A 26,282-nucleotide genomic window follows, 5' to 3' on the forward strand; every position below is an offset into this window, starting at 1 on the left:
TAAAAGTTAATTACTGTTTTTGCTTTTTTAAATAATTGGTGTAGTTATCCCTGCTTTCAAAGTAGGATACTTCACCGTTGTTTCCCGTAACGGCAATCACCGCAAGAGCCTTGTCTACCTGCTTATGAGAATAGGGGTCTATCGCCATCCGCACGCTGGCATCGTTTGGAATGCGCTCCTTGCACATTTCGCAGCATCCGTAGTAGGTTTTACCGCCAAATTTTACGTCAAACTGCTTTTTGCCCATATAGGCATCGTTGACCATGCAGACTTCATCCGATGGAACCAATTCACCCATTTGGGTACTATGCCCGTGGCTTTCCGGAGTTGCCTGCGAATGATGCTGTTCCGCTTCATCCTTATTTGACCCTGCCTGCCCGCAAGCGGTGAATAGCAGGGCTGATAAGGAAATAAAGCCAATTATTATTTTGCTCATGTCGAAACTGTTTTTTGAAATTTTATTATTTACTTTCTTCAAACTCTTTTAGCTTGCGCTTCATCAGTTCAATTTCTTCCGCTTGGGTTTTAAGTATGTTTTTTTGCAGCTCTATCAGTTCCGGGTCGGTCAGGTTTGCCTTTTTGGACATCAAGATGGCTGCTGCGTGATGGGGTATCATACCCTTTGCAAACTGCTTGTCCCCGACATTGATTTGTTCCCTGATACCAAACCATGAAAAGATGCCAACGGCAACCGAGATGATGGCTATCGACCAATTCATCTTTCCGTTGGGGTACATCACTTTCATTATCGCTAATTCGATAAGCAGCATTGCCGAGGTCATCAGCAGGGTCATGTACAGGTTATTGATATTGGGTATCAGGTTCTGCCACCCGTCAATCATGGCGTACATGATAAAATACATCACTGCGAACATGGCGACAGCCATCACCGCAAAGCGTTTGTACATGCCCGAAGCATGTTTTGGATTGTGCGTGCCATGCTCCGAGGCATGACCCGCATGGTGACTGTTTTGCATATTTTCCATAACCCCGAAATTTATTTGCTGTTAATTGTTTTTTCCACCTTACCGCAGGTCAGCATTTTAGAACCGTAGTAAGGGTTTTTGATTTCCTTGTTTTCGCTGAACCAAACAGCACCCTTGCCGTCATTGAACATCGGGCAATGGTCTTGATACAATGTTTGCGATGTACCGAACAAATCAATCAGGTCTTTCAAATCTTCGCCAAGCGAAGCCAAATGTTCCCGCTGGTGGTGGATGTTGCCAACATTTTCCCCGATATGTTCTGCGTGTTCTTTAGCATCGTCCGCTATGTCCATGTATTTTTTGTGCTTATCGGCAGGAACGGCTTTCATGTCCACCTTATTCAGGGTAGCTAACAGCTTTTTCCCTGAACTGGCGGCAGCTTTGTCATCGTCCGAAACAAGGGCGTTCTTTAAGGACAGATAATCGGTAACTATGGGCGCAATAGAAAAGTTTTTTGTTTCTTCTTTTCCTGTTGCTTTTGCTTCCTGACCGCTCGGTGTTTCGCTCACAGCGGGCGCAGCTACCGTTTCATCCTCTTTTGGTTGGGAAGCTGGCTGTTCTTGTGATACCACAGCAGTATCATTGGAAGACTGCTCGTTTTTGTTGGATACCTGATTGCATGATACTGTTACAAATGCCATGATAACAGCAATGATTGATAATGTTAGATTTTTCATTTTTATTTATTTAAATTAGTTTTACATACTGCTCATGTCGTGTCCTGCCATCGGGTCTGCTCCATTCCTAAAAATGTATTCGCTGTTTAAAAGATAAGCACCTGAAACAACTACAATATCTCCATCTACTAATCCTGAAACGATTTCTATTCTGTTATCTATTTCCGTTCCCGTTTTTACCATTCTACTTTTAAATGTCTTTTCTCCTGTTTGTACCCATACGGTTTCACTTTTACCATTTCTTATTACAGCATCTACCGGCATGGTTATGCCTTTAGTCTTCGGCGTTTCAAGAAAAACATATACAGGCATTCCGGGCTTCAACTCTTTATTTGGATTAGGTACTGTAATTCGTATCAAATTAATTCTTGAAGCCGGATTAAGTTCGGGGTTGCTAAAGTCTATTTTGCCAGTAATAACTTTGTTATTCAGGTCAGGAATTTGTACTGTTGCTGTTTTTGTCTGGTTGATAAGTGACATTTGGGAGGAATAAGCCTGTGCTTCTGCCCAAATTGTAGATTGGTCAGCCAAGTCCACTATCGTGCCGCCTTCTGCCACATAACCGCCCTCTAAAACTTGCAAACTTGTGATGTATCCCGAAGCCGTACTGTAAAATGTAGTTGTTGCCGATATTTTGCCAGCACTTTGTAAAGCTCTAACCTGATTATCCGTCATGCCCCACAATAACAATTTGTTCTTTGAACTTTGTATAAGCTGGTCAAAATCTATTGAATTAATATTTCCGAAAGTTTTCTTCTTTTCCAATGCCAGTAAAAATTCCTGCTTTGCATTGTTCAGTTCTTCACTATATATTTCCATTAACGGGGAACCTTTGATTACAAAGTCGCCAACGTTTTTATAATGCAGTTTTTCAACCCGTCCCATAACTCTGGAGCTTACGGATTGCATATTGTACTGATTGAAATTTAATACACCTGTAAGTATTACTCTATCCCCAAAAATACCATCTTTTAAGGTGTCTGTTTTTATGTTGCCCAACTTAATCTGTTCGCTATTCAGTTGAATGGTATTGGGGTCTGCTTGTTTGCTTTTCTCAACCCGAACAAGCTCCATGTGGCATATAGGGCAGTGACCGGGTTTGTCTGATACAACCTGTGGGTGCATGGAACAGGTATAGTAACTACCATCATTATTGCCTGCATGGTCATGTTTATTGTCTTTACAAGACAGCAAAACCGACATGAGGAGGGCAATTGTTATGACTAAATAATATTTCATATTCTAATTATTTTTTGTTCTTACAAAACTTTCACTATCCATAAGGTACTGTGCATTTCCGGCAATCTCATCCGAGGGTAACAGCCCCTGCAATACTTCTATATATCCGTTCGCTTCATTACCTGTTTCAATTTTATTCACGATAAACCCTCTATCTACTTTTTTCAAAATGACTTTCGTTAATCCAAGGGAAATGACGGCTTCTTTAGGTATCCAATTACCGGAAATTCCATCTGTTGCTATTTCAGATTTAACCTGACTTCCAATTGGTAAGTGCATACGGCTATTATCAAAATAGACACGCACTGATAACGTTTTACTTCCGGGTCTGAAAAATGGTTCTATAAACCCAATAGTTCCGGTAAATTTCTTCTCCGGTGCTACTTCCGGTATAATACTTACTGTTTGCCCTGTCTTTACAAGTGGTACATCCTCGGGAAAAATATTTAACAACACCCACGATTTTCCCGGGTTAAATACATTAAAAATAGTTTGTCCTTTTTGAACATACATACCTTCTTTCAGGCTAAGTTCAGAAGATGTTTCGGATATTTCGCCCATCGAATTTGAGGGTAATGTACCACTTCCCATTGACCCGGCTGTGCCGGTTTCGTGAATATGTCCGGCATAGTTGCTGTAAACAGATACGGATAAATCAGGCTTTCCTTTTTGGATGATACTCTTCAATTGGTTTTCGCTCATTCCAAGTAATAGCAATTTTTGTTTAGCTGCATTTATCATCATATTGTTCGTAGCATCATTTTTTAATAGAAACAATAAATTTGCTTGTGCTTCCATCAGTTCTGGGCTATAAATATCCATCACTTTCTGCCCCTTTGCTATTTTTTGGAATTTATAACGTATATAAAGATTTTCAATCCTGCCGGATATTCTGGCGGATATATTTCCAGTTTGTCGGGTATCATAAGCAATATTCCCAAGAGCTTGTACGGTTATGTCTTTTTGCTCTGACTGCATCCTAATAGTAGGAATGTCTGATATGACAAATTCATTAGTTGGTTTAAGCAGTGTATTCAACTCAATACTTTCCGCTCCATTTGTATTTACTGTTTTTTGCTCCAATTCCATTCCGCACTTGGGGCATTTACCGGGCTTGTTGCTGGTAACTTCGGGGTGCATGGGGCAGGTATATGTCGGGCTATTTTTAGCAGTATGACTGTTGTCGGGATGACTGGTCTTCTCTGTATTGTTATTGCAACTATACAATGCAAGAATAATCATCAAAAAACAAATTATATATTTCATTTTCTTTCAATTAAACGGTCTATTGTTATTTGCATCTCAAATGCTTTTGATAAAATATCAAGGTATTCCAGTTGTGTCATGTTCAGTTTTTCCCATGCATCATACAGCATAAATAATTCCTCGGTATTTTGCTCGTAACCGAGCTGCATTGTTTTGAAATTATTTTTCAAAGCCGGTATAATGTCCTCCCTATAAAGACTAAGCTGATTTTTTTTGAGGTCGAACTCGTTTCTCATGCCATATGCCATACCGCTGTATTCATTTATCATCATGTTTTTTTGAGAACTAAGGGCATCTGCTTTCCACTTCAAACTTGCAATATTAGCTTTGCTCATCTTTGAAGCCCAATTGACAAAAGGCAGTTTTATCATTGCCATTGCTGTGTATTGCATGGGCTGTCCGCCAAAGCCATACATATTTTCAAATCGAACACCAAATTCAGGTTTCAGGTTTTGTCGCTCTGTTTCCTGTTTCAGAGTTGTCAACCGTATCTGCTGGTCTAATGATTTCAGGTCACTCCGGTTTTTGTTGAACAGTGCAGTATCAAATACCATATCCGAATAATCGTTGAATGAAAATATTGTATCAATTTCAAAAGGAGCCATAGGGTTTCGCCCCATAAGGGCATTTAACCTGATGCGTTTTTCCTTGATGTCATTTTCATACATAATCTGCATATTACGGGTGCTTCCGAGCGCTGCTTTAGCTTTATAATATGCACCTATTTTACCTACTCCGTTCTTATATCGGATTTCTGCATTCTTAATCATGAAGTTTAGCATCTTTTCGTTTTCGGCAACTACATCCAGCCGTTTCAGTAATACAATCCATTCGGAGTATAAGAGTTTGGCATCCTGTATCAGTTCATTTATGCCTGCTCCTTTATTTTCTTTTTCTACGGATGACATTGCGTTCATATATGCTTCTTCAGCATCCAACTTTTTCTTATTGGGTATCATCTGTTCTATCGACAGCATAGCAGAACCCATTCCTTTCATGTCACCATCTCTTTTCCAAAGGTTCACGTTGTAAGGTGTCATAAACTGTCCAACACCAATTGTTGGCGGCATCCAGCTTCTTGCACCTTTTGCGGCTTCATCCATAGAGCGAATTTCATTGTCGTACATCTTCACAATGGGATGATTGGTTTGTATGCTATCTATAACATTTTGGAGGCTTATCACCTGTGCATTTATATTGGTAAAAAGACATACTATAAATGCTGTAAAAATTACCTTTTTCATTTCTGATTTTTTGATTTTAATGTCCTGCATCTAATACGTCAATCTTTCCGAATTTTTTCAGCTCATATTCTTTTTGCATCAGGAAGATAATTGGTGTAACCAGCAGAATATGGATTGCTGAAGTAAATACGCCTCCAACCATCGGCAATACGATTGGTTTCATCATATCACTGCCAACGCCGGTACTCCATAATATGGGAACCAGCCCGAACAGGGTTACACACACGGTCATTATTTTTGGACGTAAGCGTTTTGCCGCACCGTGTATAACGTATTCTCTAAGGTCTTCGTTTGTAATGGTTTCACGACTGTTTCCTTTTAATAGCACCAATTGTTGCATGGCATCATTGAGGTAGATGACCATAACAATTCCTGTTTCGACAGCAAGACCAAACAGGGCAATAAATCCAACAGCAACAGCTACAGAAAGGTTTACACCCCATAGACTAATCATAAATACTCCTCCAATCAGAGCGAATGGAATACTGATGAGATTGAAGAAAGCCTCTCTCATAGAATGAAAAGCAAAATACATAGACAGAAATATGATAACTAATACAATGGGCATAATCCATTTCAGTGTTTGTTCGCCCCTTATAAGGTTTTCATATTGTCCACTCCACTCTAAAAAATATCCCTGTGGCATTTTAAGCATCATATTATTCAGCTTGGCTTTAGCTTCTTCTACTGTGCTGCCAAGGTCTCTTTCTCTAACGTTGAATAGAACTGTACCTCTTAACATTGCATTTTCAGAGTTAATCATTGGAGCCCCCTCTGATAGCTTAACATCTGCAACACTTCCTAATGGAATAGGGCCAAAATCCATTGTTTGAACGGGCAGGCGTTTAAGTGCTTCAATATTATTTCTGAAATCCTGTCCGTAACGGGCATTTACAGAGAAGCGCTGCCTTCCCTCAATGGTAGTGGTCAATTTCATACCACCCAACGCGCTTTCAACCAAATTGTTTACATCGTCTATGCTTATATTGTATCGGGCAATTTCATCTCGGTTTATAACAATATCAACATATTTACCTCCCGTTATTGGTTCTACATACATATCTTTAATACCTGCCACACCCTCAAGTTCCGTTTTGATTTTTTGCGATAATGAATAGATGCTATCGAGATTTTGACCATAAACTTTTATGCCAACATCGGTACGGATGCCGGTTGACAGCATATTGATGCGGTTTATAATGGGCATTGTCCAACCATTTGTTACTCCGGGCATTTGAAGTTTCGCATTTAGTTCATTAATGATGTCATTCTTCTTTATTCCGTCCCGCCATTCATTTTGTGGTTTTAATAAAATGATAGTTTCAATCATACTGATTGGAGAATTGTCTGTAGCAGTATTCGCCCTGCCAGCTTTACCTAAAACGTGCGCTACTTCCGGTACAGATTTAATAATCTTATCCTGAACCTGCAATATTCGTTTGGCTTCTGAATTAGAAACATCGGGTAATGTAACGGGCATAAATAACAATGAACCCTCATCGAGTGGTGGCATAAATTCCCTGCCAAGATTTAATATCATTGGAATACTTATAATAAGTGCAGCGATGTTGATACCCAATACGGTTTTTCGCCATTTTACACACCATTTTATAACAGGCTCGTACAGCTTTTCCAAGCCCCGGTTTATCGGGTTTGAATGCTCACTTTTAAACTTGCCTTTCATAAAGAAAGAAATCAGCACCGGCGCAAGCGTGAGTATCAATAAAGCATCTACGACCAATATAAACGTTTTGGTATAAGCAAGCGGATGGAAAAGTTTGCCTTCCTGCCCTGTGAGTAGGAATACAGGTAAAAATGAAGTTATAATGATAATTGTTGAAAAGAATACGCCTCTTGAAACCTGCTTGCATGATTTCTCAATGATACTAAGTCGTACTTCCTCTGGAATTTTTTCGTAGCCAACATTTTTATTGGCTTTCTTTTTAAACCATTTTATTTTCATGATGGGTCGGATGTTTTTTGTTTACGCTCATTTTGCCAAACGGAAAGATTTCTGTAAGAGTTCTCTGACATTATAATTCCGTTATCTACAATTACCCCAATTGCCAATGCAATTCCGGTAAGGGACATAATATTGGATGATAACCCAAAAGCGTTCAATATGATAAAACTGATGGCAACGGTAACCGGAATTTGAATAATGATACTTAATGCGCTCCGCCAGTGGAACAGGAAAAGAATTACAATAAAGGCGACTGCAATAATTTCCTCTGCGAGCTTATGTTTGATATTTTCGATAGCTGCTTCGATTAATGTGCTTCTGTCATAAGAAGTTTTTAATGTTACGCCAGCCGGTAAACCTTTTTCAACATCTTTGATTTTTTCTTTAACGGCTTTTATCACTTGGTCTGCATTTTCGCCATAGCGCATTACTACAATTCCTCCAACAACTTCTCCTTCTCCATTTTGGTCAAATATACCCAGCCGCAAATCTCCGCCCATTTGTACGCTTCCGATGTCTTTTACTCTTACCGGAATGCCATTATAGTTGCCTACTGCAATTTTTTCAATATCAGCAGTATTCTTTACATACCCCAAACCTCGTATAATGTAAGCCATATCTGCCATTTCAAATTTGCGACCACCAACGTCATTGTTGTTTGCTTTTACTTTATTCATTACATCCATAAGGGAGATATTGTAATACTGGAGCTTTACGGGGTCAACGACTAACTGATATTGTTTTTCATATCCTCCAAACGAGGCTACTTCTGCAACACCTGGTACCGTTTGCAGTGCCAACTTGATATACCAATCCTGCAATGCACGCTGCTCTCCAAGTTCCATCTGCGGTGCATCCAAATGATACCAGTATATATGACCAACACCTGTCCCATCAGGGCCAAGCGTTGGTGTAACCTCCTGTGGCAATAGTCTTTGAGCATAATTAAGTCTTTCCATAACTCGTGTACGAGCCCAATAAACATCAACATCGTCATCGAAAATGATATACACGAAACTCATTCCGAACATTGATGTGCCTCTTACGTTCTTTACTTTGGGGATTCCCTGTAAGTTGCTTACTAAAGGATAGGTTACTTGGTCTTCGATAGTCTGTGGACTGCGTCCCATCCATTCAGTGAAAACTATTACTTGGTTTTCACTTAGGTCAGGAATTGCATCTATCGGATTTTTCTTAACTGCTGAAATACCCCAAACAAGTAAACCGGCGGCTATAAGCAGCACGATATACCTATTTTTCAAGGACAGTTCTATTATTTTTTGTACCATGATTTATTTTCATTTTAATACTGTTTTTTTACAGAACCGCAGGTCAGCATTTTAGAACCGTAGTAAGGGTTTTTGATTTCCTTGTTTTCGCTGAACCAAACAGCACCCTTGCCGTCATTGAACATCGGGCAATGGTCTTGATACAATGTTTGCGATGTACCGAACAAATCAATCAGGTCTTTCAAATCTTCGCCAAGCGAAGCCAAATGTTCCCGCTGGTGGTGGATGTTGCCAACATTTTCCCCGATATGTTCTGCGTGTTCTTTAGCATCGTCCGCTATGTCCATGTACTTTTTGTGCTTATCGGCAGGAACGGCTTTCATGTCCACTTTATTCAGGGTAGCTAACAGCTTTTTCCCTGAACTGGCGGCAGCTTTGTCATCGTCCGAAACAAGGGCGTTCTTTAAGGACAGATAATCGGTAACTATGGGCGCAATAGAAAAGTTTTTTGTTTCTTCTTTTCCTGTTGCTTTTGCTTCCTGACCGCTCGGTGTTTCGCTCACAACGGGCGCAGCTACCGTATCATCCTCTTTTGGCTGGGAAGCCGGCTGTTCTTGTGATACAACAGCAGTATCATTTGAAGAATGCTCGTTTTTGTTGGATACCTGATTGCATGATACTGTTACAAATGCCATGATAACAACAATGATTGATAATGTTAGATTTTTCATTTTTATTTATTTTTTGATTTTTAAAAAACTTGCGTTAATAGCCACTACAATGGTGCTTACACTCATCAGCACAGCACCCATAGCGGGACTTAAAACAAAATTCGGATAGAGTACGCCTGCCGCAAGCGGTATTGCCACCACGTTGTAGCCAACCGCCCATATCAGGTTCTGTACCATCTTTTTGTAGGTAAGTTTGCCGAAGTCAATCAGTTTGACCACATCCCTCGGGTCGCTGTCTACCAATATGATATCCGCTGTTTCGGCAGCCACGTCCGTACCGGAACCCACGGCAATGCCCACATCTGCCTGTGCCAGTGCAGGTGCATCATTTACACCATCACCAGTCATTGCTACGATTTCGCCTTTTGCCTGAAACTCCTTTACTTTCTCCTGCTTGTTGTGCGGAAGCACATTAGCCAAATACCCGTCCATACCCAATTTTCCGGCTACGGCAGCAGCAATCCTGTCGTTGTCCCCGGTGAGCAGAAAGGACTTGATGCCCATTTTTTTGAGTTCCTCAATCGCCTGTGCCGAACCCTCACGGATGCTGTCTGCCAAAGTAATGATGCCGATTACCCGGTCATCAATGAGGACAAAGTTGACCGTTTCGGCCTCTTGATTGATTTCGTTTGGAATTTCAGGCAGGGAAAGGTGGTTTTCGGTGAAATAATTCGGGCCGCCAGCTACGACATTTTTCCCGTTCACAACACCTTTAACACCTATGCCCTGCATATAGCTGAAGTTTTCAGACTTCCATAAGGCAAGGCTCTTTTCTTTCAATGTAGCCATAATGCCTTTGGCGATATGGTGTTCCGAATTTTGCTGTACTGCGGCAGCATACTGGATAACCTCATCGGCATTATATTCGTCTGTTAACGGTATAACCTTTTCTACGGCATGGGAACCTTTGGTGAGCGTTCCGGTCTTATCAAAAATGACAGTGGAAAGTTTTCGGGTGGTTTCAAATGCTGTGCGGTTGCGGATGAGCAGACCATTGGTCGCCGATAGCGTTGTGGAAATGGCGACCACCAACGGGATAGCCACGCCCAATGCGTGCGGGCAGGCCGTTACCATTACCGTCACCATTCTTTCAAGCGCAAAGGCAATATCTCCACTGCTTGCATACCAATAGGCAAATGTGCCTATGCCAACGGCAATGGCAATAAAGGTGAGCCATTTGGCAACTTTGTCCGCAAGGTTTTGCGTATTGGACTTAGTAGCTTGTGCCTCCTGCACAAGATTGATAACCCTGTTCAGGTAGCTGTCTTTTCCAACGGCTGTTACCTTAACTTTCAGCGCACCATCGCCATTGATAGAGCCTGCGATGACCTTTCCGTCCTTTTCCTTTTTCACGGGAATACTTTCTCCGGTAAGCATGCTCTCGTTGATATACGAAAGCCCCTCCAGTACCAATCCATCGGCTGGAATTTTTTCACCCGGTTTTATGATAGCCGTTTCACCGCTTTGCAGGTCTTCAAGCTTTATTTTTACCACTTCTCCGTTTCGCTCCACCGTGACATCGTTAGGCAGCAAAGCAACCAATGATTGCAAAGCCCGTGAAGCAGCCATTTGGGAACGCATTTCCAGCCAATGCCCTAACAGCATGATGTCGATAAGCGTAGCCAGTTCCCAAAAGAAGTCCATGCCCTGCAAGCCAAATACAACGGCTACGGAATAGACATAGGCTACGGATATAGCGATAGCAACAAGTGTCATCATCCCTATGGCTTTGGCGTTCACCTCGCCAATCATTCCCTTTAGGAACGGCAAGCCTCCATAGCTATAAATCACTGTACCCAATGCCAGCAGCACATATTTATCTCCATTGAAAGCAAGGCTGAAACCCAACCATTGCTGTATCATGTGTGACAGGAGCAGGATAGGGATTGTAATGACGAGGCTTATCCAAAAACGAGCGAGAAAATCGCCTGTATGATGCCCCTCATGTTTGTTAAAGCTATCTCTGGCTTGGTTATGATGAGAATGCCCGGAATGCCCATGTCCTGATTTTTGTACATGAGAAACTGAGCTACCGCCAACGGGAACCAGTGCCATGCCACAAAGCGGGCATTTGCCTGGTTCGTCTTTTAGCACCTGCGGGTGCATGGGACACGTGTATTTTTTCATAATAAGGGGTTTTAAAAGTTATGTTGCACTTAATTTTTTTGCCATCTCATGGGTCATTTCTTCGGCATAAGCACCATAGGCATCCACAAGTACGCCTTTATTTTTACCATCATTGGACGATATGGCATAAATCACGGCATTGTTATCAGGACTGCTGTCGAGGCTTTCAAACCTATGGGTTTCCGTAACCGTAAAATCCTCCGGTTTTAGTTTCAGGCTCCTTGACGCACAGTACAGGCAGTCCGGCAACAGACTAAAGTCCATACTGTATCCACGCTGTCTTAGGTCTTTAAGCGCCTGCACCATGTCATTGTACTGTACCATAGCTTTCAGACCTGTTATTTAATGGTTTCGACCGTACTGCCGCAGGTAAGCATCTGTGAGCCGTAATATGGGTTTTTAACAGCATTCTCTTTACTTAGCCAATTGGCTCCCTTACCTCCATTGTACATAGGGCAGTGCTGGTAATAAACGGGAGTATCCTGTTTAGACACTTTGGCCAGTGTGTAGATGCTTCCCGAAAGTGCCGCAAAAGCACTTCTTTGTTTTGCAACATCTTTTGATTTTGAAATGCTTTCCGCATTGGCGGTCAAGTCCTGCATCACTTTCATCCAAGCCGTATGTTCCTCTGCCGATAGCTTATTCATATCGACTGCTTTAAGGGATGCAGCCAATTCAGCGGCTTTGGCAGATGCGGTCGCCGCATCGGTTTTTATCAAAGCATCTTTCACTGAAAAGTAGTTGTCAAATACAGCCTTTAGCTGTGATTGGTTTTGGGCTGCATCTTTGTTAGCTGCCATTTGACTATGGTCGTGATTGCCATGTCCGGCATTCATGTCCATTCCCGCCTCCTTGTTTTTGGCAACCGTCTTCACTGGTCTATCATACTGGCAGCAACCAGCCAGTTTAGCATATACGTCATCCGGCGCACGGAACTTCTCACTGTCATAACCAGCCAAAGCGATACGTTTCAGGATTTCATCCTGATTTGTTTTGTCGCCGTCATAGGTGAGCGTAGCCATCTTGGTATCTTTGTTCCAGTCCACACTGGCTACCTTTTTTACGTTACCTGCCTTTTCGATGGTGGTTTTGCATATACCACAATTGCCGTAAATCTTTACGGTTTCTGTTTTCGCATTCTTGATTTGTGCGAAGCCGTTTATTGATGATAGTAATACGGCGATTACCATCACTATTTTTGATAATGATTTCATAATAATTACATTTTGAGAAACGGGGGATTGATAAACCCATTTCTGTTTTAAATTTTAAATAAATGATACAAATAGGGGATTTGCAAAAGCCGGAACAGCTTCTGACAGGACATACCTATGGCTATCAGGCCATAGTTTTAGCTTATTTTAGGCGGTAGCCAAATGGAGAAAAAGCCCGAAGAATAGTAGGCTTCTTTGAAACCGAATTTTTGCTTTTTAGCTGCTGCTAAGTGATTTTTTGCCTTTAATTCGATTACGGTTGGGACATTTAGGGAAGTGGTTGAAGCACCGCACCTGCAAGAGCTGTGGGAACAACCGCCCCCGCATTTGTCACTTTTGCATTTTTTACAGGATTTGCTCTTGCAACCTTTTTTATGTTCTGATTTTTTGGATTTCTCCTTTGAGCAGAAAGACTGCTCGGTCTTTGTTGAATTTTTGGAACAGGCATAGCTCTGACTTGGCATCATAAAGAAAACCAAACAGAACAATGTCAAAATGCCTATATGTATTCTATAATTTTTCAACGCAACAAAGTTACAAATTAGATTGGTTTTTTTTATATCGTTTTACGTTTTTTTTGCTATATGGAAAAATAATGCCATATACGCAATAACCTATCGCCTTTTTTCAGAATTGATAAAATGCCCTTTTTCATCAACCCAACCTCATGGAAATTCGGTCGGAAAAAGGGCATTTCAAAAAGTTGCTGGCTTAGGCATCCAAAGGTTCTATTTTGAAGCCTGCCTTTTGCACAGTCGATATTACTTCCTGCTCGGTAATGCCCTCGGACTTCACGGTAAGCACCTTGTCCTTATTGTTGGTGTCCACGTCCCAATGGCAGATGCCCTTGGTATTGTCCAGGTGTGGTTTCACAGATGCTATACAACCGCCGCAATTAATATTTGTCTTAAATTGAAATTCTTTATTTTCCATTTCGTTAAATTTTAAATGTTGTTTATTGGTACAAATTTCGCCACAATTCCGTTTGGCTTTATTGTGTTATTTTGGGTTTGATTTGTGACTTTTACTGATTTCTATTTCAACTAATAAAGCCACTTTTACCCTTTCTAACCTCAATGGTTTAAAAAGATAAAAGTGGCTCTGATAGCTAATTTTTCCCGAAGGATTTTTTTGCTATGCGGTGGCAAGCATTTCTTTACAAGCCTTTGCACATTCACGACAGGCATCAGCACATTGCTTACAATGCTCCATACCCATCGCAACGTGTTTCTCGCACTCGTCCGCACAAGCATTGCAGATGTCAATACATAACCTGCAGAGTTCTTTGCTAAATTTTCCGTCAAGACTTAATACATTTACTGCCGCAGAACAAATGGCAGCACATTCCAGATTGAGCTGAATACATTTCTTTAAATGTTCAACATCTTTTTCGTTCAAACAGGCTACTGTACATTGATTACACATTACCACGCATTGTTGGCAAGCCTCAATACAATTTTGAAATTTTGTCTGTATCATAATACTTAAATTTTTGATTTATGTAAAGTTCGTTATTTCTATTTAGAGCGTATTGTAATATTTCTTGTTTGATTTGTAACTTTTACTGATAATCCGACAGGCTCACTACAGGTTTACTTTTTCCATTTCAACCGCAAGCTGTTACTTACCACGCTCACGCTGCTCAATGCCATTGCCGCACCCGCAATCATCGGGTTGAGCAGGAAGCCGTTAACAGGGTAAAGGATGCCTGCCGCTACCGGAATGCCGATTACGTTGTAGATAAACGCCCAGAACAGGTTTTGCTTGATGGTGGCTACGGTCTGTTTGGACAAGCGTATTGCCTGCGGTATCTTGGTCAGGTCGGACGAAATGATGGTCATCTTGGCTACGTCCATTGCGATGTCGCTGCCTTTGCCCATTGCGATACTTACATCGGCTGTTGCCAATGCGGTGCTGTCGTTGATACCATCGCCCACCATTGCCACTACCTTTCCTTTACTTTGCAGTTCTTTCACAAAGTCGGCTTTATGCTGTGGCAAAACTTCGGCTTTGTAATGCTTGATGCCTGTCTGCTCCGCAATGGCTTTAGCGGTAGCTTCATTATCTCCGGTCAGCATATACAGGTCAATGCCCATTTCCTGCATTTCCCGGATAGCCTGCACCGATGTTTCCTTAATCTTATCGGCGATAGCGATTACAGCAAGAGCCTTTTTGCTGTTTGCAAACCAGATAACGGTTTTAGACTGTTTGCCCCATTCTTCGGCCTGGTCTTGTAATTCTCCGGCAATGGCAATGTTGTTTTCTGCCAATAGCTTTTTGTTGCCTACATAATAGGTTTCGTTATCATGGTCTGCTTTTGCGCCTTTGCCCGTAATGCTGTCGAACATGGATAAAGAGGTGGTCGCTACATCGCCAAGATGCTTCACTAAGGCTTCTGCCAATGGATGCTCGGATTGCTTTTCGATGCTCAAAAGGATTTCTTTTGCAGTGTCCTCATTGTTCAGCCATTTAATGCCCGTTACCTGTGGTCTTCCCTCGGTGATGGTTCCGGTTTTGTCCAAAACGATGGCATTTACTTTTTTGGCCAGTTCCAAACTTTCGGCATCCTTTATCAAAATGCCATTTTCAGCACCTTTACCAACGCCTACCATAATAGCGGTGGGTGTCGCTAAGCCTAAAGCACAGGGGCAGGCAATGACCAATACCGTAACGGCTGCCAACAGACCTTGAACAACCCCGTTTTCGCCTCCCAAAATCAACCATAGCGTAAATGTCAGGATGGCAATACCTATCACTGTGGGAACAAAGATGCCCGCAATCCTATCGACCAGTTTCTGTACGGGTGCTTTGCTTCCCTGTGCATCCTGCACCATTTTGATGATGTGGGCAAGCATGGTTTCTTTGCCCACTTTTACCGCCCTGAACCGGAAGCTGCCTTTTTGGTTAATCGTTCCTGCAAATACTTTTTCTTTTTCTTTTTTCAATACAGGTACAGGCTCACCGCTTAACATGCTTTCGTCCACATACGAATTGCCCGATATGACCATGCCGTCTACCGCAATCTTTTCACCGGGCTTTACGAGTATCACATCGCCTGCGCTTACGTCTTCGATAGCGGTCTGCTTTTCCGTTCCGTCCGCCTGTACCACGATGACCGTTTTTGGCTGCAAGCCCATCAGCTTCTTAATGGCTGAAGAGGTGTTGCCTTTGGCTCTTTCTTCCAGCAGTTTTCCCAAGAGGATGAATGCGATAATAACGGCAGCCGCTTCAAAATATACGTGAGCATGCAGTCCCCGTTGATGCCAAAAGTCGGCAAACAGCATATTGAAAACACTGAACAGGTAGGCAATACCTGTACTCAATGCCACCAGCGTATCCATATTGGCGGAACGGTGCTTTGCCTGCTTCCAAGCGTTTACAAAAAAATCCCTGCCCAACCATATTACAACGGGCGTGGAAAAGAGCCACATTATCGGGTCTGCATAGGGCATATCCATAAAGAACATTCCTATGATTACCACGGGCAGGGAAAGGATAATTGCCCAAATGGTCTTGTTTTTCAAGGTTCGGAATTTGTTTTCGTGGATGGCTTCGAGCGTTTCCTGCTGCTTGGTTTCGTCTTCAATCAATAGGTCGTAACCTACTCCCTGAACCGCTTTTTGCAGGGTGGAGGCATCGGTCATATTGGGCAGATATTCCACGGTAAGATTGCCCGTTGCAAAGTTCACGGAAGCATTAACTACTCCCGGTTGGTATTTCACAATGCTTTCGGCACTGCCCGCACAGGATGCACAGGTCATGCCCAATACCGGAAAAGCACTTTTAACCGTAGGAACTCCGTAACCTAAATCTTTAATTGCCTTAACAGCCTCGCCTACGGTTTCATTGCTATCTACTGTAATCGCTGCCCTTCGGTTGTTCAGCTCTACTTTATGGGTTTCTACGCCTTTTACCTGTGCCAATCCCTTTTCAACGATTAATGCACAGTGTTCGCTTTCTACATCCTCCAATGGAATGTATATATTTTCTCTGTTTGTCGCCATATTTGCCTGCTTTAATTTACAATACAAAATTGGCTATTATATTTATGGGTACTGGTGTGAAATTTTGGATTTGATTTGTAAGATTTACTTACACTTTATCCAACGGTTTTCTTTTATCCTTTTTAATCTGTTTGAAATGGCTTGGTGTTAGCCCGGTAACTTTTTTAAACTGGTTACTCAAATATGCCACGCTCGAATAATTTAGGCGGTTCGCAATCTCACTTAATGACAACTCATCATACACCAACAATTCTTTGACTTTCTCCACCTTTTGGGCGATAAAGTATTTTTCAATGGTTGTACCCTCTACCTCTGAAAACAGATTGGACAGGTAATTGTAATCGTGATGCAATTTGTCACTCAATACATCGGAAAGGTTGGTTTTTACATCACTATCCTGATGGTGTACCAGGTCAATGATAATGTTCTTTATCTTTTCTATTATCCTGCCTTTTTTATCGTCAATTACTTCAAATCCTAATGGCTCTAAAGTTTTGGACAAATTCTCTTTTTCCAGAGATGTTATTTCTTTGGAAAGAATAACTTCGCCCAGTTTTATATTTTTAGCATCTAATCCCAGTTTTTCCAATTCGTTTTGTACCACCATAATGCAACGGTCGCAAACCATATTTTTAATAAAGATTGTATTCATATTTATTTACTGACTACGTTTAGTATTTAATACATAAGCAATAAACAAATTTACAATTTAAGTTTAATTACTCTGACTTCTTGCCAAGAGGAATAAAGCCTGTGTACATATATACTTACTGTTTTTCATCTTGTTCGTCCATTTTCTTTATCAGTGCTTCACACAGCCTGTCGAGGAATTTCGTTCGGTTTATTTTGCGGGCTTTAAGTTCCATAAACGTATGGTAAAAGTCGCCTAACTCAATATTGAAGGCATCTTCAAACGTTTTGGCTATCAATTTTATTTCTGTATTCCCATTGTTAAATGCACCGTGGGAGTACAGTGCATAAATGAGTTCCGTGAGTGCAGTTTTGCTTGCTGTCCATATCAACGAATTATCTGAAACCTTTTTAACGTTGATGTTATTTAACCTGTCTTCCAAATATACCTGTATCAGGTCATTAGCAATTATCTTGGCAACCTTATAATCGTGCGAAGTAGAAAAGCGATGGTCTGCCTCAAAATAAAAAGTGTCTAACCATAGTCTTATATCGTGCTTGCCACGTACAAAAAATTGTTCGTCAAAGAAAGAATTATTGCTACGGTAATACTTATAAAAATCAAGGTTATTTTCAAAGAACCTTTTTAGCTTTTTCAGTTCTTTGACAAAATATTTCTTGGTACGCTTATTTCCATACGGTCTTCTCGTTTCGATTTTATAGATGGCATTATAATAGATGAGCTTTGAAACGATAATTGGCTTTTGATATTTAAAAAAGCGAATTTCTTCATCAACATTCTTAAATCCTCTTTTTAAAATATATTTTTTTACGTCGAATAAACATTTGATAATAAGTTGTATAACTGCTTCAATGCGTTCTATCGAACAGTCTGCTTCAATCTCAAATTCTTTGATTTCGTTTTCCAGCTTAGCCAGCGTTTCGTTATAAAATTTATCCATCCGTTATCCTAAATCTATTTTTTAAACAATAATAGAGAAGCCCAAATACTGTCATATTTGAAAGAAATTTGCATTTTCGGGTTTCTCTTTTGGAACTTTGGTTTTTGCTCGATACAGAACTAATAAGTCCATTTTTAGTGATAGGGATAGATATAATAGTGTCTAATTTTATGTATATCAAAGCAATAAGACACAGAGCTAAAAAATATCCCAAAAAGTATCATAAAGAGCGAAGGTCTTTTCTTCTTCTTCTTCTCCTTCGACAAATTGACATTTGATAACTTTTGCCTTTCTTACGAATTGTCTGTTTTATTCATCATTAGGATGTTCTAATCTTAAAATTTCATCCGCTGTATCCTTACTGCGTTTAGTATAGCTAATAAGGCAACCCCAACATCGGCAAAAACAGCTTCCCACATAGTCGCTAAGCCCCCAGCTCCCAAAACTAGTACAATAGCTTTTACTCCGAATGCTAAAGCTATATTTTGCCAAACGATTTTCTTTGTCTGCTTGCCTATATTGATTGCCATAGGTATTTTACTCGGTTTGTCATCTTGTATTACCACATCTGCCGTTTCAATGGTCGCATCGCTTCCCAAACCGCCCATTGCAATACCCGCATCGCTCAAAGCCACAACAGGCGCATCGTTTACACCGTCGCCAACAAAAGCAACGCTTCCGCCTTTGGCTTTAATTTCTTTAACTCTGTTTACTTTATCTTCAGGCAATAAATCTCCGAAAGCATTATCTATCCCCAACTGTTCCGCTACATACTTTACAACCGTACTTTTATCTCCGCTAAGCATAGTAGCTTTAACATTGAGCTTATGCAATAGATTTATGGTTTCCTGTGCGTCTTCTTTTATGCTGTCCGCAATGGTAATGTAACCAACAAACTTTCTATCATAAGCCACTGCGATTACCGTGTAGACAATGCTGTTCGGGTCTATGTCATAAGTAATAGAAAATTTATCCATCAGCTTAAAATTCCCTACCAATAATTCTTTCCCATTTACATTAGCCTTTAGTCCGTGTCCTGCAATTTCCTCTATATTTTCTAATGGGATATTGTGGTTTACATCGCCTACATATTCTTGAATGGCAGTTGCTACGGGGTGGCTACTATGGCTTTCCAAAGCATTGACCATTTCTAAAATTTCTTTCTCATCAAATGCCTTGTCAAATACAACTTCCTGAACTTTAAATACGCCCTCCGTCATTGTACCTGTCTTATCCATTACTACATTTTGTATGCTGGCAAGAACATCCAAAAAGTTGCTTCCCTTAACCAATATTCCATTTTTACTCGCTGCCCCAATTCCGCCAAAGTAGCCTAAAGGAATACTTATTACCAATGCACAAGGGCAAGAGATAACAAGGAATACCAAAGCACGATACAACCATTGGCTGAACACATAATTTTCTACAAAGAAGTAGGGCAATGCTGTAATTAGAATAGCTAACAGTAGAACTATCGGTGTGTATATTTTTGCAAACTTTCTAATGAATAATTCTGTCGGTGCTTTTTGAGCAGTAGCATTTTGCACCAATTCTAAAATTTTACTCAGCTTGCTATCAGTATATGCAGTTGTCACTTTTACCTGTGAAACGGTATTTAAGTTTATCATCCCTGCCAGTACCGTTTCACCTTTTGATTTCGTGTCAGGCTTGCTCTCACCCGTAAGAGCTGCTGTATTGAAAGATGCAGTTTCGGACAATAATTCTCCGTCCAATCCTAACTTTTCTCCAGGCTTCAATTGTATTATCTCTCCAATAGTAACTGTTTCAGCTTTTACAACTTTTGTTTGAGTGCCTTGTAAAATGGTTACTTCATCAGGACGTTGGTCGAGTAAAGATTTGATATTTGTTTTAGCTCTCTTTACTGCTAATGACTGAAAGACTTCACCAACAGCATAAAACAGCATTACAGCAACACCCTCGGGGTATTCACCAATGGTAAAGGCTCCAATAGTAGCAATACTCATCAGCAAAAATTCTGAAAAAACATCGCCTTTACCAATACTTTCAAAAGCTTCTTTAATTACAGGAAATCCGACTGGTGCATAAGCTATTATATACCAAACAGTTCTTACCCAACCTTGAAACCATTCAGGTTTCAAGACATTGTCTAAGTAAATAGCAATTAGCAATAGTACCAAAGAAATAATTCCTGGTAAAAACATTTTTACAACGCTGTTTTTATCAACAGCTTCACTTCGTTCATTGCTCTTTTGATTAACTTTTTCATCCGTTGAGCAACAAACATTATCAGTACTCTGCCCTGTATTTGTTTGGGCATCGTTTTTGTTCTCCTCCGTGCAGCAGAGTTGCTTGCCGTGTGCATCATAAATATGCTTGTGATTTTTATCTGTATTTATCATCGTTTAGTTATTATTGGTTAATCTTCGTCTTCTCCTGCATTAGATAATTTTGCGTTTACAAAAAATGCTCCTTTTACAACGATTTTGGCATTGACAGGAATTTGCTTGACAAAAGTTATTGCGGTATACCCCATATCAGATACCCCTTTCAATACTTCTACTTTTTCAAAATTTATATTGCTTGTATCTTCCTTATGTTCAGTTTCCTCATCTTCTTTATGGCTTTCTTCTTCGTGATGTTCTTCTGCTTTTTTATCGGTTTGTACGAAAATAAAATATTTACCATCAGTATTTACGATGGCATCATTGGGAACAGCAGGTGTGGTCACATTGCTTAAGCTTACAATTCCTGTTATATTCATTCCATCAATTAACCCATTTTTATTACCTTTTATGCGGCAACGTACAACAATAGTTTTACTCTCATTTTGAAAAGATGAACCGATATTGAAAACCGTAGCCTCATATTCAGTGGCTGGATTATTTGTCAATCGAAAATGAATAGTTTGCCCAATTTTTATTTGTGGTAAATCTTTTTCAAAAACTTGTAAATCCAAATGCAATGAGCTGTTATCTACAACTTCAATTACTGGAGAAGAAACATCTACATAACTTCCAATTTTAGCGAAAACATTACTCACTGTACCATTCAAAGGACTAATTACCGTTAGCGCAGATTTCAAATTACTGTTTGATAGGGTGCTGGGATTGATGCCCATTAATTGTAATTGTTGATGTAAAGATGCTTTTCGAGTACGAAGGCTGTTCAATTCGGCTGTTGCACTTTGTAAATTTTTCTTTGCGCCAGCATTTCCTTCGTTTAACTCTTTTTGTCTTGATAGCTCTTGCTCTGCAAAAGTTATTCTACTTACTATACTCAAATATTCTTCCTGTAATTGTATAAACTGCGGATTGCCAATCGTTGCTATTATTTCACCCTTTCTAACATAATCCCCAAGTTGAACTTTCAATGTTCTTATCACCCCACCATATAAAGTTGTAGCATTGGCTTTATTGTTATTGGGAACATTCAGATTTCCATTTGCTTTGATGGTTGCAGACAGCTCCCTTTGTTCTATTGTGCCTATTTTTATTCCAACTATCTTTATCTGTTCCTCTGAAAGTGTGGCAATGGTTGGTACTTCTTCGTGGGCTTCTTCTTTTTGAATTTCTTTTGCCTTCTGGTTTTGCCCATCCCCATCTTTATGATTATTGCAAGCGGAAAAAGCAAGTATTACAACAGTTATCACTGTTACAAACGTGATTTTATTTATATTGAATTTCATTTTTTATTTATTGATTAATGAGAGAATAAATACTGATTACAGACTGGTTTACCTGCTGAATACTTTTCAGATAATTTAATTGAATATCGGTTGTGGTTTGCAATGCAAAAAGATATTCTACATAGCTGATTTCTCCAGTTTTATAACCTAATTGTGCTGCTGATACTATTTCTTTGGCATTAGGCAATGCTTCTTGCTGAAAATAATTAAACTGTTGCATATCTTGTTGGTATTGTTGCAAAGCATTTTGTAATTGTGTTGTTAATGCTTTTTGCAGCTGCTGAGCATTGGCTTCGGAAGCCTGTTTTCTGAAGTCCAAAGATTTTATCCTTGCTTTGGTAGCACCATAAGTGATAGGAATTGCAATGCCAATATTTACAGAATTGAAACGTTTACCAGAATTAAAATATTTTTCTGCGCCATTTACAGTATGAAAACCTATTAAAGATTGATTTGTAAAACCAATTGTAAAATCAGGTAAACCTTGCGAACGTTCTACCTTTTTGGTCTGTTCTGCAATAACAGCATCCTGATATAAGGATTGAATGGCGGGATGACTTGCAACTACATCATTATCCAATAAATTACTGATTTGTAATGGTTGAAAAATTCCATTTTCTACAATGAGAAAATCCTCTCTTGTATTCATCAAAGTTTTCAGACTGGCAACAGCATTGTTTAAAAACACTTTATTCTGTTTTAACAATAAATTAATTTCCCCTTTCTTAGCTTCTGCCGTACTGATGTCCACTTTTTTTGTATCACCAGTTTTATAACGAAGCTGTGCTATTTTTATAAAATCGCTGTACAGACTATCTAACTGTTGTAATTGTTTTTGGTTATGTTGCAAATACAGGATTTGATAATAGTAAGTTCTGACCTGCGTTTTTAGCTCTATTACCGTAAGGTTTTTCTGTAATTCTTTCGCTTTTATTTCTGCATTAATCAATTGCTTTTTTGCTCCGAATAAAGTAGGAAAAGGAATAGTTTGCGCCACTTCAAATGACTGGTCGAATTTTGTACTGTTGTACTGCCCCAATTGTGCATTAATACCTAATTTTGGTAATTCTCCAGCAGTTTTTTTCAAGGCTTTACTTGCATCAATTTCTAAATCTGAAGCCTTTATGGTTTGATTATTTTTCAGCGCGATGCTTATTGCTTCATCAACACTGGATAAATCTTTCGTTTGTGCGTTTGCTGTAAAACCTACCAATGATAGCAGTAACACAACGATAGTTGTAATGGGTTTCACTTTAAATTTTCTTTTTAAATTAATTTTTGAATTGAAGATGATATACAATATAGGCAGTACGAATAGGGTAAGGAATGTGGCAGTTACCAAACCACCGATAACAACTGTAGCCAATGGTTTTTGTACCTCTGCGCCTGCGCTACTGCTCAAAGCCATTGGCAGAAATCCTAAACTGGCTACTGTTGCAGTCATCAAAACCGGTCTCAAACGGGTTTTAGTTCCTTCGATTACCCGTTTCAATACATCTTTTTCTCCTTCTTTTTCTAATTGATTGAAAATACCTATCAATACAATTCCGTTAAGGACTGCAACACCAAATAATGCAATAAATCCAATACCTGCGCTGATGCTAAAAGGCATTCCCCGAAGTAATAAAGCTAGTATTCCTCCAATTGCACTCATTGGGATAGCTGTAAAAATTAATCCGGCCTGTTTAAAGGAGCTGAATGTAAAGTAAAGCAATACAAATATCAATATTAAGGAAACAGGAACAGCTATCAGTAATCTATTACTGGCTTCCTGTAAATTCTCAAACTGTCCACCATAAGTGAAATAATAACCTGATGGTAATTTTACTTGGTTGTTCAATTTTTTTTGAATTTCTTCTACCACACTTTGTACATCTCTTCCTGCAACATTAAAACCAATTACAATTCTTCTCTTTCCAGCTTCACGGCTTATCTGCGCAGGTCCTAATTTATAGTCAATTGTAGCCACCTGTGATAGAGGGATTTGACTGCCTGTGCTAGTTGGTATCATCATATTGTTTACATCTTCAATACTACCTCTATAGGTACTATCTAAACGCACAACTAAATCAAATCTCCTTTCATTCTCAAAAACTACACCAGCACTTTTTCCTGCAAAAGCAGTACTTACAACATTATTTACATCTTCTACATTTACTCCATAATTGGCTAAACGAGTTCGGTCGTATTCAATATTAATTTGAGGTAGCCCACTTACCAGTTCTACTTGAGGTACTGTAACTCCCTTTACTGTTTGTATAACTTTGCTAACCTTATCGGCATTTAACGCTAGTGTATCTAAATTTTCTCCGAAAATCTTAATTGCAACATCTTGTTTTATCCCTGTCATAAGTTCGTTAAAACGCATTTGAATGGGTTGGCTTTTTTCGACAATTATGCCAGGTATTACGGCTATTTTTTCTTCTATTGCATCGCCTAATTCATCGTATGTCCTTCCGGATTTCCATTCACTTTCAGGCTTAAGAATAATTATTAAATCTGTTGCACTCGGAGGCATTGGGTCAGTAGGTACTTCACCAGCTCCAGTTCTACCTACCACCATTTTTACTTCATCAAATTGTTTGGCAATTCTCGAAGCAAGCATCGAAGTTTCTATGCTTTGCGTTAATGAGGTTTCAATAGGCATTTTAAATTCAATTGCATATTCTCCTTCTTGTAGTTGGGGTATAAATTCTCCTCCCATTCGGCTAAACAAGAAAATACTAACCGCAAATATGGCAATGGTGATACCCACGAACCAATACTTTATGCTAATCGCTTTTTCAAGCAAAGGCTGATATTTTTTTTGTAACCAATTCATCATTCTGTCAGAAAAGGTTTCTTTATACGTAGGTTTTTTGGATAAGAACAAAGCACACATCATTGGTATGTATGTTAAGGATAAAATCAAAGCTCCAAAAATGGCAAAACCTACAGTCTGTGCCATCGGACGGAACATTTTACCTTCAACACCCACTAACGTAAGAATAGGAATGTAAACAATTAGTATAATGATTTCACCAAATGCTGCACTGCTACGAATTTTGGAGGCAGACAGGAAAACCTCTTCATCCATTTCGGTTTGTGTAAGCCTTTGTTTAGATTTCCGTAAGCCTAAGTGATGTAATGTGGCTTCCACAACAATTACTGCCCCATCTACAATCAACCCAAAATCTATGGCTCCCAAACTCATTAAATTGGCGCTTACACCAAACACATTCATCATCGCTAAGGCAAACAGCATTGCTAATGGAATAGCGGAAGCTACTATTAATCCGGCTCTAAAATTTCCTAAAAAAAGTACTAATACAAAGATAACAATCAACGCACCTTCTATCAGGTTTTTTTCTACGGTACTCATTGCCTTGTCAACTAAAACTGAACGGTCTATATAGGGTTCAATAATAATATCATCAGGTAATGACTTTTGTATAGTAGGAAGTTTTTCTTTTATTTTTTCAATTACATTATTGGCATTTTCGCCTTTTAACATCATTACCACACCGCCTACTGCATCAACTTCTCCATTATATGTCATAGCCCCATATCTTACAGCATTACCAAATCGTACATCTGCCACATCTTTTATAAAAATTGGAACACTGCCAGGATTATTTTTTACACTGATGTTTTTTATATCTTCTAATGATGTAACCAAACCAATACCTCTAACAAAATAAGCACTTGGTTTCTTATCAATATATGCTCCCCCTGTATTTTGGTTATTTTTTTCAAGAGCGTTGAAAATATCGGTAATACTTATATCCATAGCCTTTAAGCGATTAGGATTAACAGCAACTTCATATTGCTTTAGCTCGCCACCAAAACTATTTACTTCTGCAATTCCGGGTGTACCATACAGTTGCCTTGCAACAATCCAGTCCTGCATTGTACGAAGGTCTTTGGCATTGTATTTATTTTCACTTCCCTTTTTGGGATGTATTATATATTCGTATATCTGACCAAGCCCTGTACTGACCGGAGCCAGTTCAGGTGTTCCTATTCCGTTCGGAATTTTTTCTTCTGCTTCTTTCAGTTTTTCATTAATGAGCTGTCGGGCAAAATAAATGTCTACTTTTTCCTTAAATACAACTGTAATTACGGACAAACCAAACCTAGAAATACTTCTGGTTTCTTCTAAATCGGGAATATTAGCAATGCTTTGCTCTATCGGAAAAGTTACTAATTGTTCTACTTCCTGAGCCGCCAATGTGGGGCAAACCGTAATTATTTGCACCTGATTATTTGGGATCAAGCAGAATTCTTGGGGGAATACAAAAAATTTCCTAGTTTAGTTTGCTTAATACAGATATCCCTTGCAAGACGCCGAACGTAAATTACTA

At 39.6% G+C, this 26,282-nt stretch carries 20 protein-coding genes; all 20 read right to left on the minus strand.

The window, feature by feature from the left end; genetic code table 11:
* Positions 1-10: 10 nt before the first annotated feature.
* The 20 genes from L1283_RS01855 to L1283_RS01950 all read right to left on the minus strand — a co-directional run bounded on the left by L1283_RS01855 (position 11) and on the right by L1283_RS01950 (position 26,176).
* Complete coding sequence (locus tag L1283_RS01855) at positions 11-436, minus strand: hypothetical protein (RefSeq protein WP_286709898.1); 426 nt, start codon at positions 434-436, stop codon at positions 11-13.
* A 25-nt stretch (positions 437-461) separates the two neighbouring features.
* Positions 462-986: a DUF305 domain-containing protein gene (locus L1283_RS01860; protein ID WP_286709897.1), complete on the minus strand. Its 525-nt coding sequence runs from the start codon at positions 984-986 to the stop codon at positions 462-464.
* A gap of 11 nt (positions 987-997) precedes the next feature.
* Positions 998-1,663 (minus strand): DUF3347 domain-containing protein, encoded by a 666-nt coding sequence (locus tag L1283_RS01865; protein WP_088162395.1) that lies wholly within the window; start codon positions 1,661-1,663, stop codon positions 998-1,000.
* A gap of 21 nt (positions 1,664-1,684) precedes the next feature.
* Positions 1,685-2,902: an efflux RND transporter periplasmic adaptor subunit gene (locus L1283_RS01870; RefSeq protein ID WP_088162394.1), complete on the minus strand. Its 1,218-nt coding sequence runs from the start codon at positions 2,900-2,902 to the stop codon at positions 1,685-1,687.
* 3 nt (positions 2,903-2,905) lie between these two features.
* Positions 2,906-4,168, minus strand: a complete 1,263-nt coding sequence (locus L1283_RS01875; RefSeq protein WP_198385959.1) for an efflux RND transporter periplasmic adaptor subunit — start codon at positions 4,166-4,168, stop codon at positions 2,906-2,908.
* The gene (locus L1283_RS01880; RefSeq protein ID WP_198385958.1) at positions 4,165-5,412 is read right to left on the minus strand and encodes a TolC family protein; all 1,248 of its coding nucleotides are present in this window, start codon (positions 5,410-5,412) and stop codon (positions 4,165-4,167) included. Before L1283_RS01880 ends, L1283_RS01875 begins: the two co-directional genes overlap by 4 nt.
* Before the next feature lie 16 nt (positions 5,413-5,428).
* A complete protein-coding gene (locus L1283_RS01885; RefSeq protein ID WP_088162392.1) occupies positions 5,429-7,375 on the minus strand; it encodes an efflux RND transporter permease subunit in 1,947 nt (648 codons plus the stop codon).
* Positions 7,372-8,664 carry an efflux RND transporter permease subunit gene (locus tag L1283_RS01890; RefSeq protein WP_088162391.1) on the minus strand — a complete coding sequence of 431 codons (1,293 nt, stop codon included), beginning with the start codon at positions 8,662-8,664 and terminating at the stop codon, positions 7,372-7,374. Before L1283_RS01890 ends, L1283_RS01885 begins: the two co-directional genes overlap by 4 nt.
* Before the next feature lie 14 nt (positions 8,665-8,678).
* Positions 8,679-9,335 carry a DUF3347 domain-containing protein gene (locus L1283_RS01895; protein WP_088162390.1) on the minus strand — a complete coding sequence of 219 codons (657 nt, stop codon included), beginning with the start codon at positions 9,333-9,335 and terminating at the stop codon, positions 8,679-8,681.
* A gap of 6 nt (positions 9,336-9,341) precedes the next feature.
* Positions 9,342-11,462 (minus strand): heavy metal translocating P-type ATPase, encoded by a 2,121-nt coding sequence (locus L1283_RS01900; RefSeq protein ID WP_070566705.1) that lies wholly within the window; start codon positions 11,460-11,462, stop codon positions 9,342-9,344.
* Between the two features lie 18 nt (positions 11,463-11,480).
* The gene (locus L1283_RS01905) at positions 11,481-11,786 is read right to left on the minus strand and encodes a hypothetical protein (RefSeq protein WP_002981094.1); all 306 of its coding nucleotides are present in this window, start codon (positions 11,784-11,786) and stop codon (positions 11,481-11,483) included.
* Positions 11,787-11,800: 14 nt separating this feature from the next.
* Positions 11,801-12,676, minus strand: coding sequence for a DUF3347 domain-containing protein (locus tag L1283_RS01910; RefSeq protein WP_034735069.1), 876 nt, complete (start codon positions 12,674-12,676; stop codon positions 11,801-11,803).
* 711 nt (positions 12,677-13,387) lie between these two features.
* Complete coding sequence (locus tag L1283_RS01915) at positions 13,388-13,609, minus strand: heavy-metal-associated domain-containing protein (RefSeq protein ID WP_088162389.1); 222 nt, start codon at positions 13,607-13,609, stop codon at positions 13,388-13,390.
* A gap of 201 nt (positions 13,610-13,810) precedes the next feature.
* Positions 13,811-14,101: a four-helix bundle copper-binding protein gene (locus L1283_RS01920; RefSeq protein WP_429625684.1), complete on the minus strand. Its 291-nt coding sequence runs from the start codon at positions 14,099-14,101 to the stop codon at positions 13,811-13,813.
* A gap of 167 nt (positions 14,102-14,268) precedes the next feature.
* Entirely contained in the window at positions 14,269-16,680 is a 2,412-nt protein-coding gene (locus L1283_RS01925) for a heavy metal translocating P-type ATPase (RefSeq protein WP_088162387.1), read from the minus strand.
* An 88-nt stretch (positions 16,681-16,768) separates the two neighbouring features.
* On the minus strand, positions 16,769-17,332 hold the full coding sequence (locus L1283_RS01930; RefSeq protein WP_429625685.1) for a helix-turn-helix domain-containing protein: 564 nt from the start codon (positions 17,330-17,332) through the stop codon (positions 16,769-16,771).
* Positions 17,333-17,447: 115 nt separating this feature from the next.
* Positions 17,448-18,272, minus strand: a complete 825-nt coding sequence (locus L1283_RS01935) for an RteC domain-containing protein (RefSeq protein WP_002981101.1) — start codon at positions 18,270-18,272, stop codon at positions 17,448-17,450.
* A 335-nt stretch (positions 18,273-18,607) separates the two neighbouring features.
* On the minus strand, positions 18,608-20,653 hold the full coding sequence (locus L1283_RS01940) for a heavy metal translocating P-type ATPase (protein WP_429625686.1): 2,046 nt from the start codon (positions 20,651-20,653) through the stop codon (positions 18,608-18,610).
* A 17-nt stretch (positions 20,654-20,670) separates the two neighbouring features.
* Positions 20,671-21,939 carry an efflux RND transporter periplasmic adaptor subunit gene (locus L1283_RS01945; RefSeq protein WP_429625687.1) on the minus strand — a complete coding sequence of 423 codons (1,269 nt, stop codon included), beginning with the start codon at positions 21,937-21,939 and terminating at the stop codon, positions 20,671-20,673.
* A gap of 7 nt (positions 21,940-21,946) precedes the next feature.
* Positions 21,947-26,176, minus strand: a complete 4,230-nt coding sequence (locus L1283_RS01950) for a CusA/CzcA family heavy metal efflux RND transporter (protein ID WP_429625688.1) — start codon at positions 26,174-26,176, stop codon at positions 21,947-21,949.
* Positions 26,177-26,282 lie beyond the last annotated feature (106 nt).

The organism is Sphingobacterium sp. HSC-15S19 (assembly GCF_050433745.1).
GTDB lineage: Bacteria > Bacteroidota > Bacteroidia > Sphingobacteriales > Sphingobacteriaceae > Sphingobacterium > Sphingobacterium siyangense.

What these genes read in the sequence shown, in the direction of transcription:
- L1283_RS01945 (WP_429625687.1), bottom strand. Translation starts at nt 21,939, where the DNA reads ATGAAATTCAATATAAATAAAATCACGTTTGTAACAGTGATAACTGTT.
- L1283_RS01880 (WP_198385958.1), bottom strand. Translation starts at nt 5,412, where the DNA reads ATGAAAAAGGTAATTTTTACAGCATTTATAGTATGTCTTTTTACCAAT.
- L1283_RS01920 (WP_429625684.1), bottom strand. Translation starts at nt 14,101, where the DNA reads ATGTGTAATCAATGTACAGTAGCCTGTTTGAACGAAAAAGATGTTGAA.
- L1283_RS01865 (WP_088162395.1), bottom strand. Translation starts at nt 1,663, where the DNA reads ATGAAAAATCTAACATTATCAATCATTGCTGTTATCATGGCATTTGTA.
- L1283_RS01895 (WP_088162390.1), bottom strand. Translation starts at nt 9,335, where the DNA reads ATGAAAAATCTAACATTATCAATCATTGTTGTTATCATGGCATTTGTA.
- L1283_RS01925 (WP_088162387.1), bottom strand. Translation starts at nt 16,680, where the DNA reads ATGGCGACAAACAGAGAAAATATATACATTCCATTGGAGGATGTAGAA.
- L1283_RS01915 (WP_088162389.1), bottom strand. Translation starts at nt 13,609, where the DNA reads ATGGAAAATAAAGAATTTCAATTTAAGACAAATATTAATTGCGGCGGT.
- L1283_RS01890 (WP_088162391.1), bottom strand. Translation starts at nt 8,664, where the DNA reads ATGGTACAAAAAATAATAGAACTGTCCTTGAAAAATAGGTATATCGTG.
- L1283_RS01905 (WP_002981094.1), bottom strand. Translation starts at nt 11,786, where the DNA reads ATGGTACAGTACAATGACATGGTGCAGGCGCTTAAAGACCTAAGACAG.
- L1283_RS01885 (WP_088162392.1), bottom strand. Translation starts at nt 7,375, where the DNA reads ATGAAAATAAAATGGTTTAAAAAGAAAGCCAATAAAAATGTTGGCTAC.
- L1283_RS01870 (WP_088162394.1), bottom strand. Translation starts at nt 2,902, where the DNA reads ATGAAATATTATTTAGTCATAACAATTGCCCTCCTCATGTCGGTTTTG.
- L1283_RS01930 (WP_429625685.1), bottom strand. Translation starts at nt 17,332, where the DNA reads ATGAATACAATCTTTATTAAAAATATGGTTTGCGACCGTTGCATTATG.
- L1283_RS01875 (WP_198385959.1), bottom strand. Translation starts at nt 4,168, where the DNA reads ATGAAATATATAATTTGTTTTTTGATGATTATTCTTGCATTGTATAGT.
- L1283_RS01900 (WP_070566705.1), bottom strand. Translation starts at nt 11,462, where the DNA reads ATGAAAAAATACACGTGTCCCATGCACCCGCAGGTGCTAAAAGACGAA.
- L1283_RS01910 (WP_034735069.1), bottom strand. Translation starts at nt 12,676, where the DNA reads ATGAAATCATTATCAAAAATAGTGATGGTAATCGCCGTATTACTATCA.
- L1283_RS01940 (WP_429625686.1), bottom strand. Translation starts at nt 20,653, where the DNA reads ATGATAAATACAGATAAAAATCACAAGCATATTTATGATGCACACGGC.
- L1283_RS01860 (WP_286709897.1), bottom strand. Translation starts at nt 986, where the DNA reads ATGGAAAATATGCAAAACAGTCACCATGCGGGTCATGCCTCGGAGCAT.
- L1283_RS01855 (WP_286709898.1), bottom strand. Translation starts at nt 436, where the DNA reads ATGAGCAAAATAATAATTGGCTTTATTTCCTTATCAGCCCTGCTATTC.
- L1283_RS01935 (WP_002981101.1), bottom strand. Translation starts at nt 18,272, where the DNA reads ATGGATAAATTTTATAACGAAACGCTGGCTAAGCTGGAAAACGAAATC.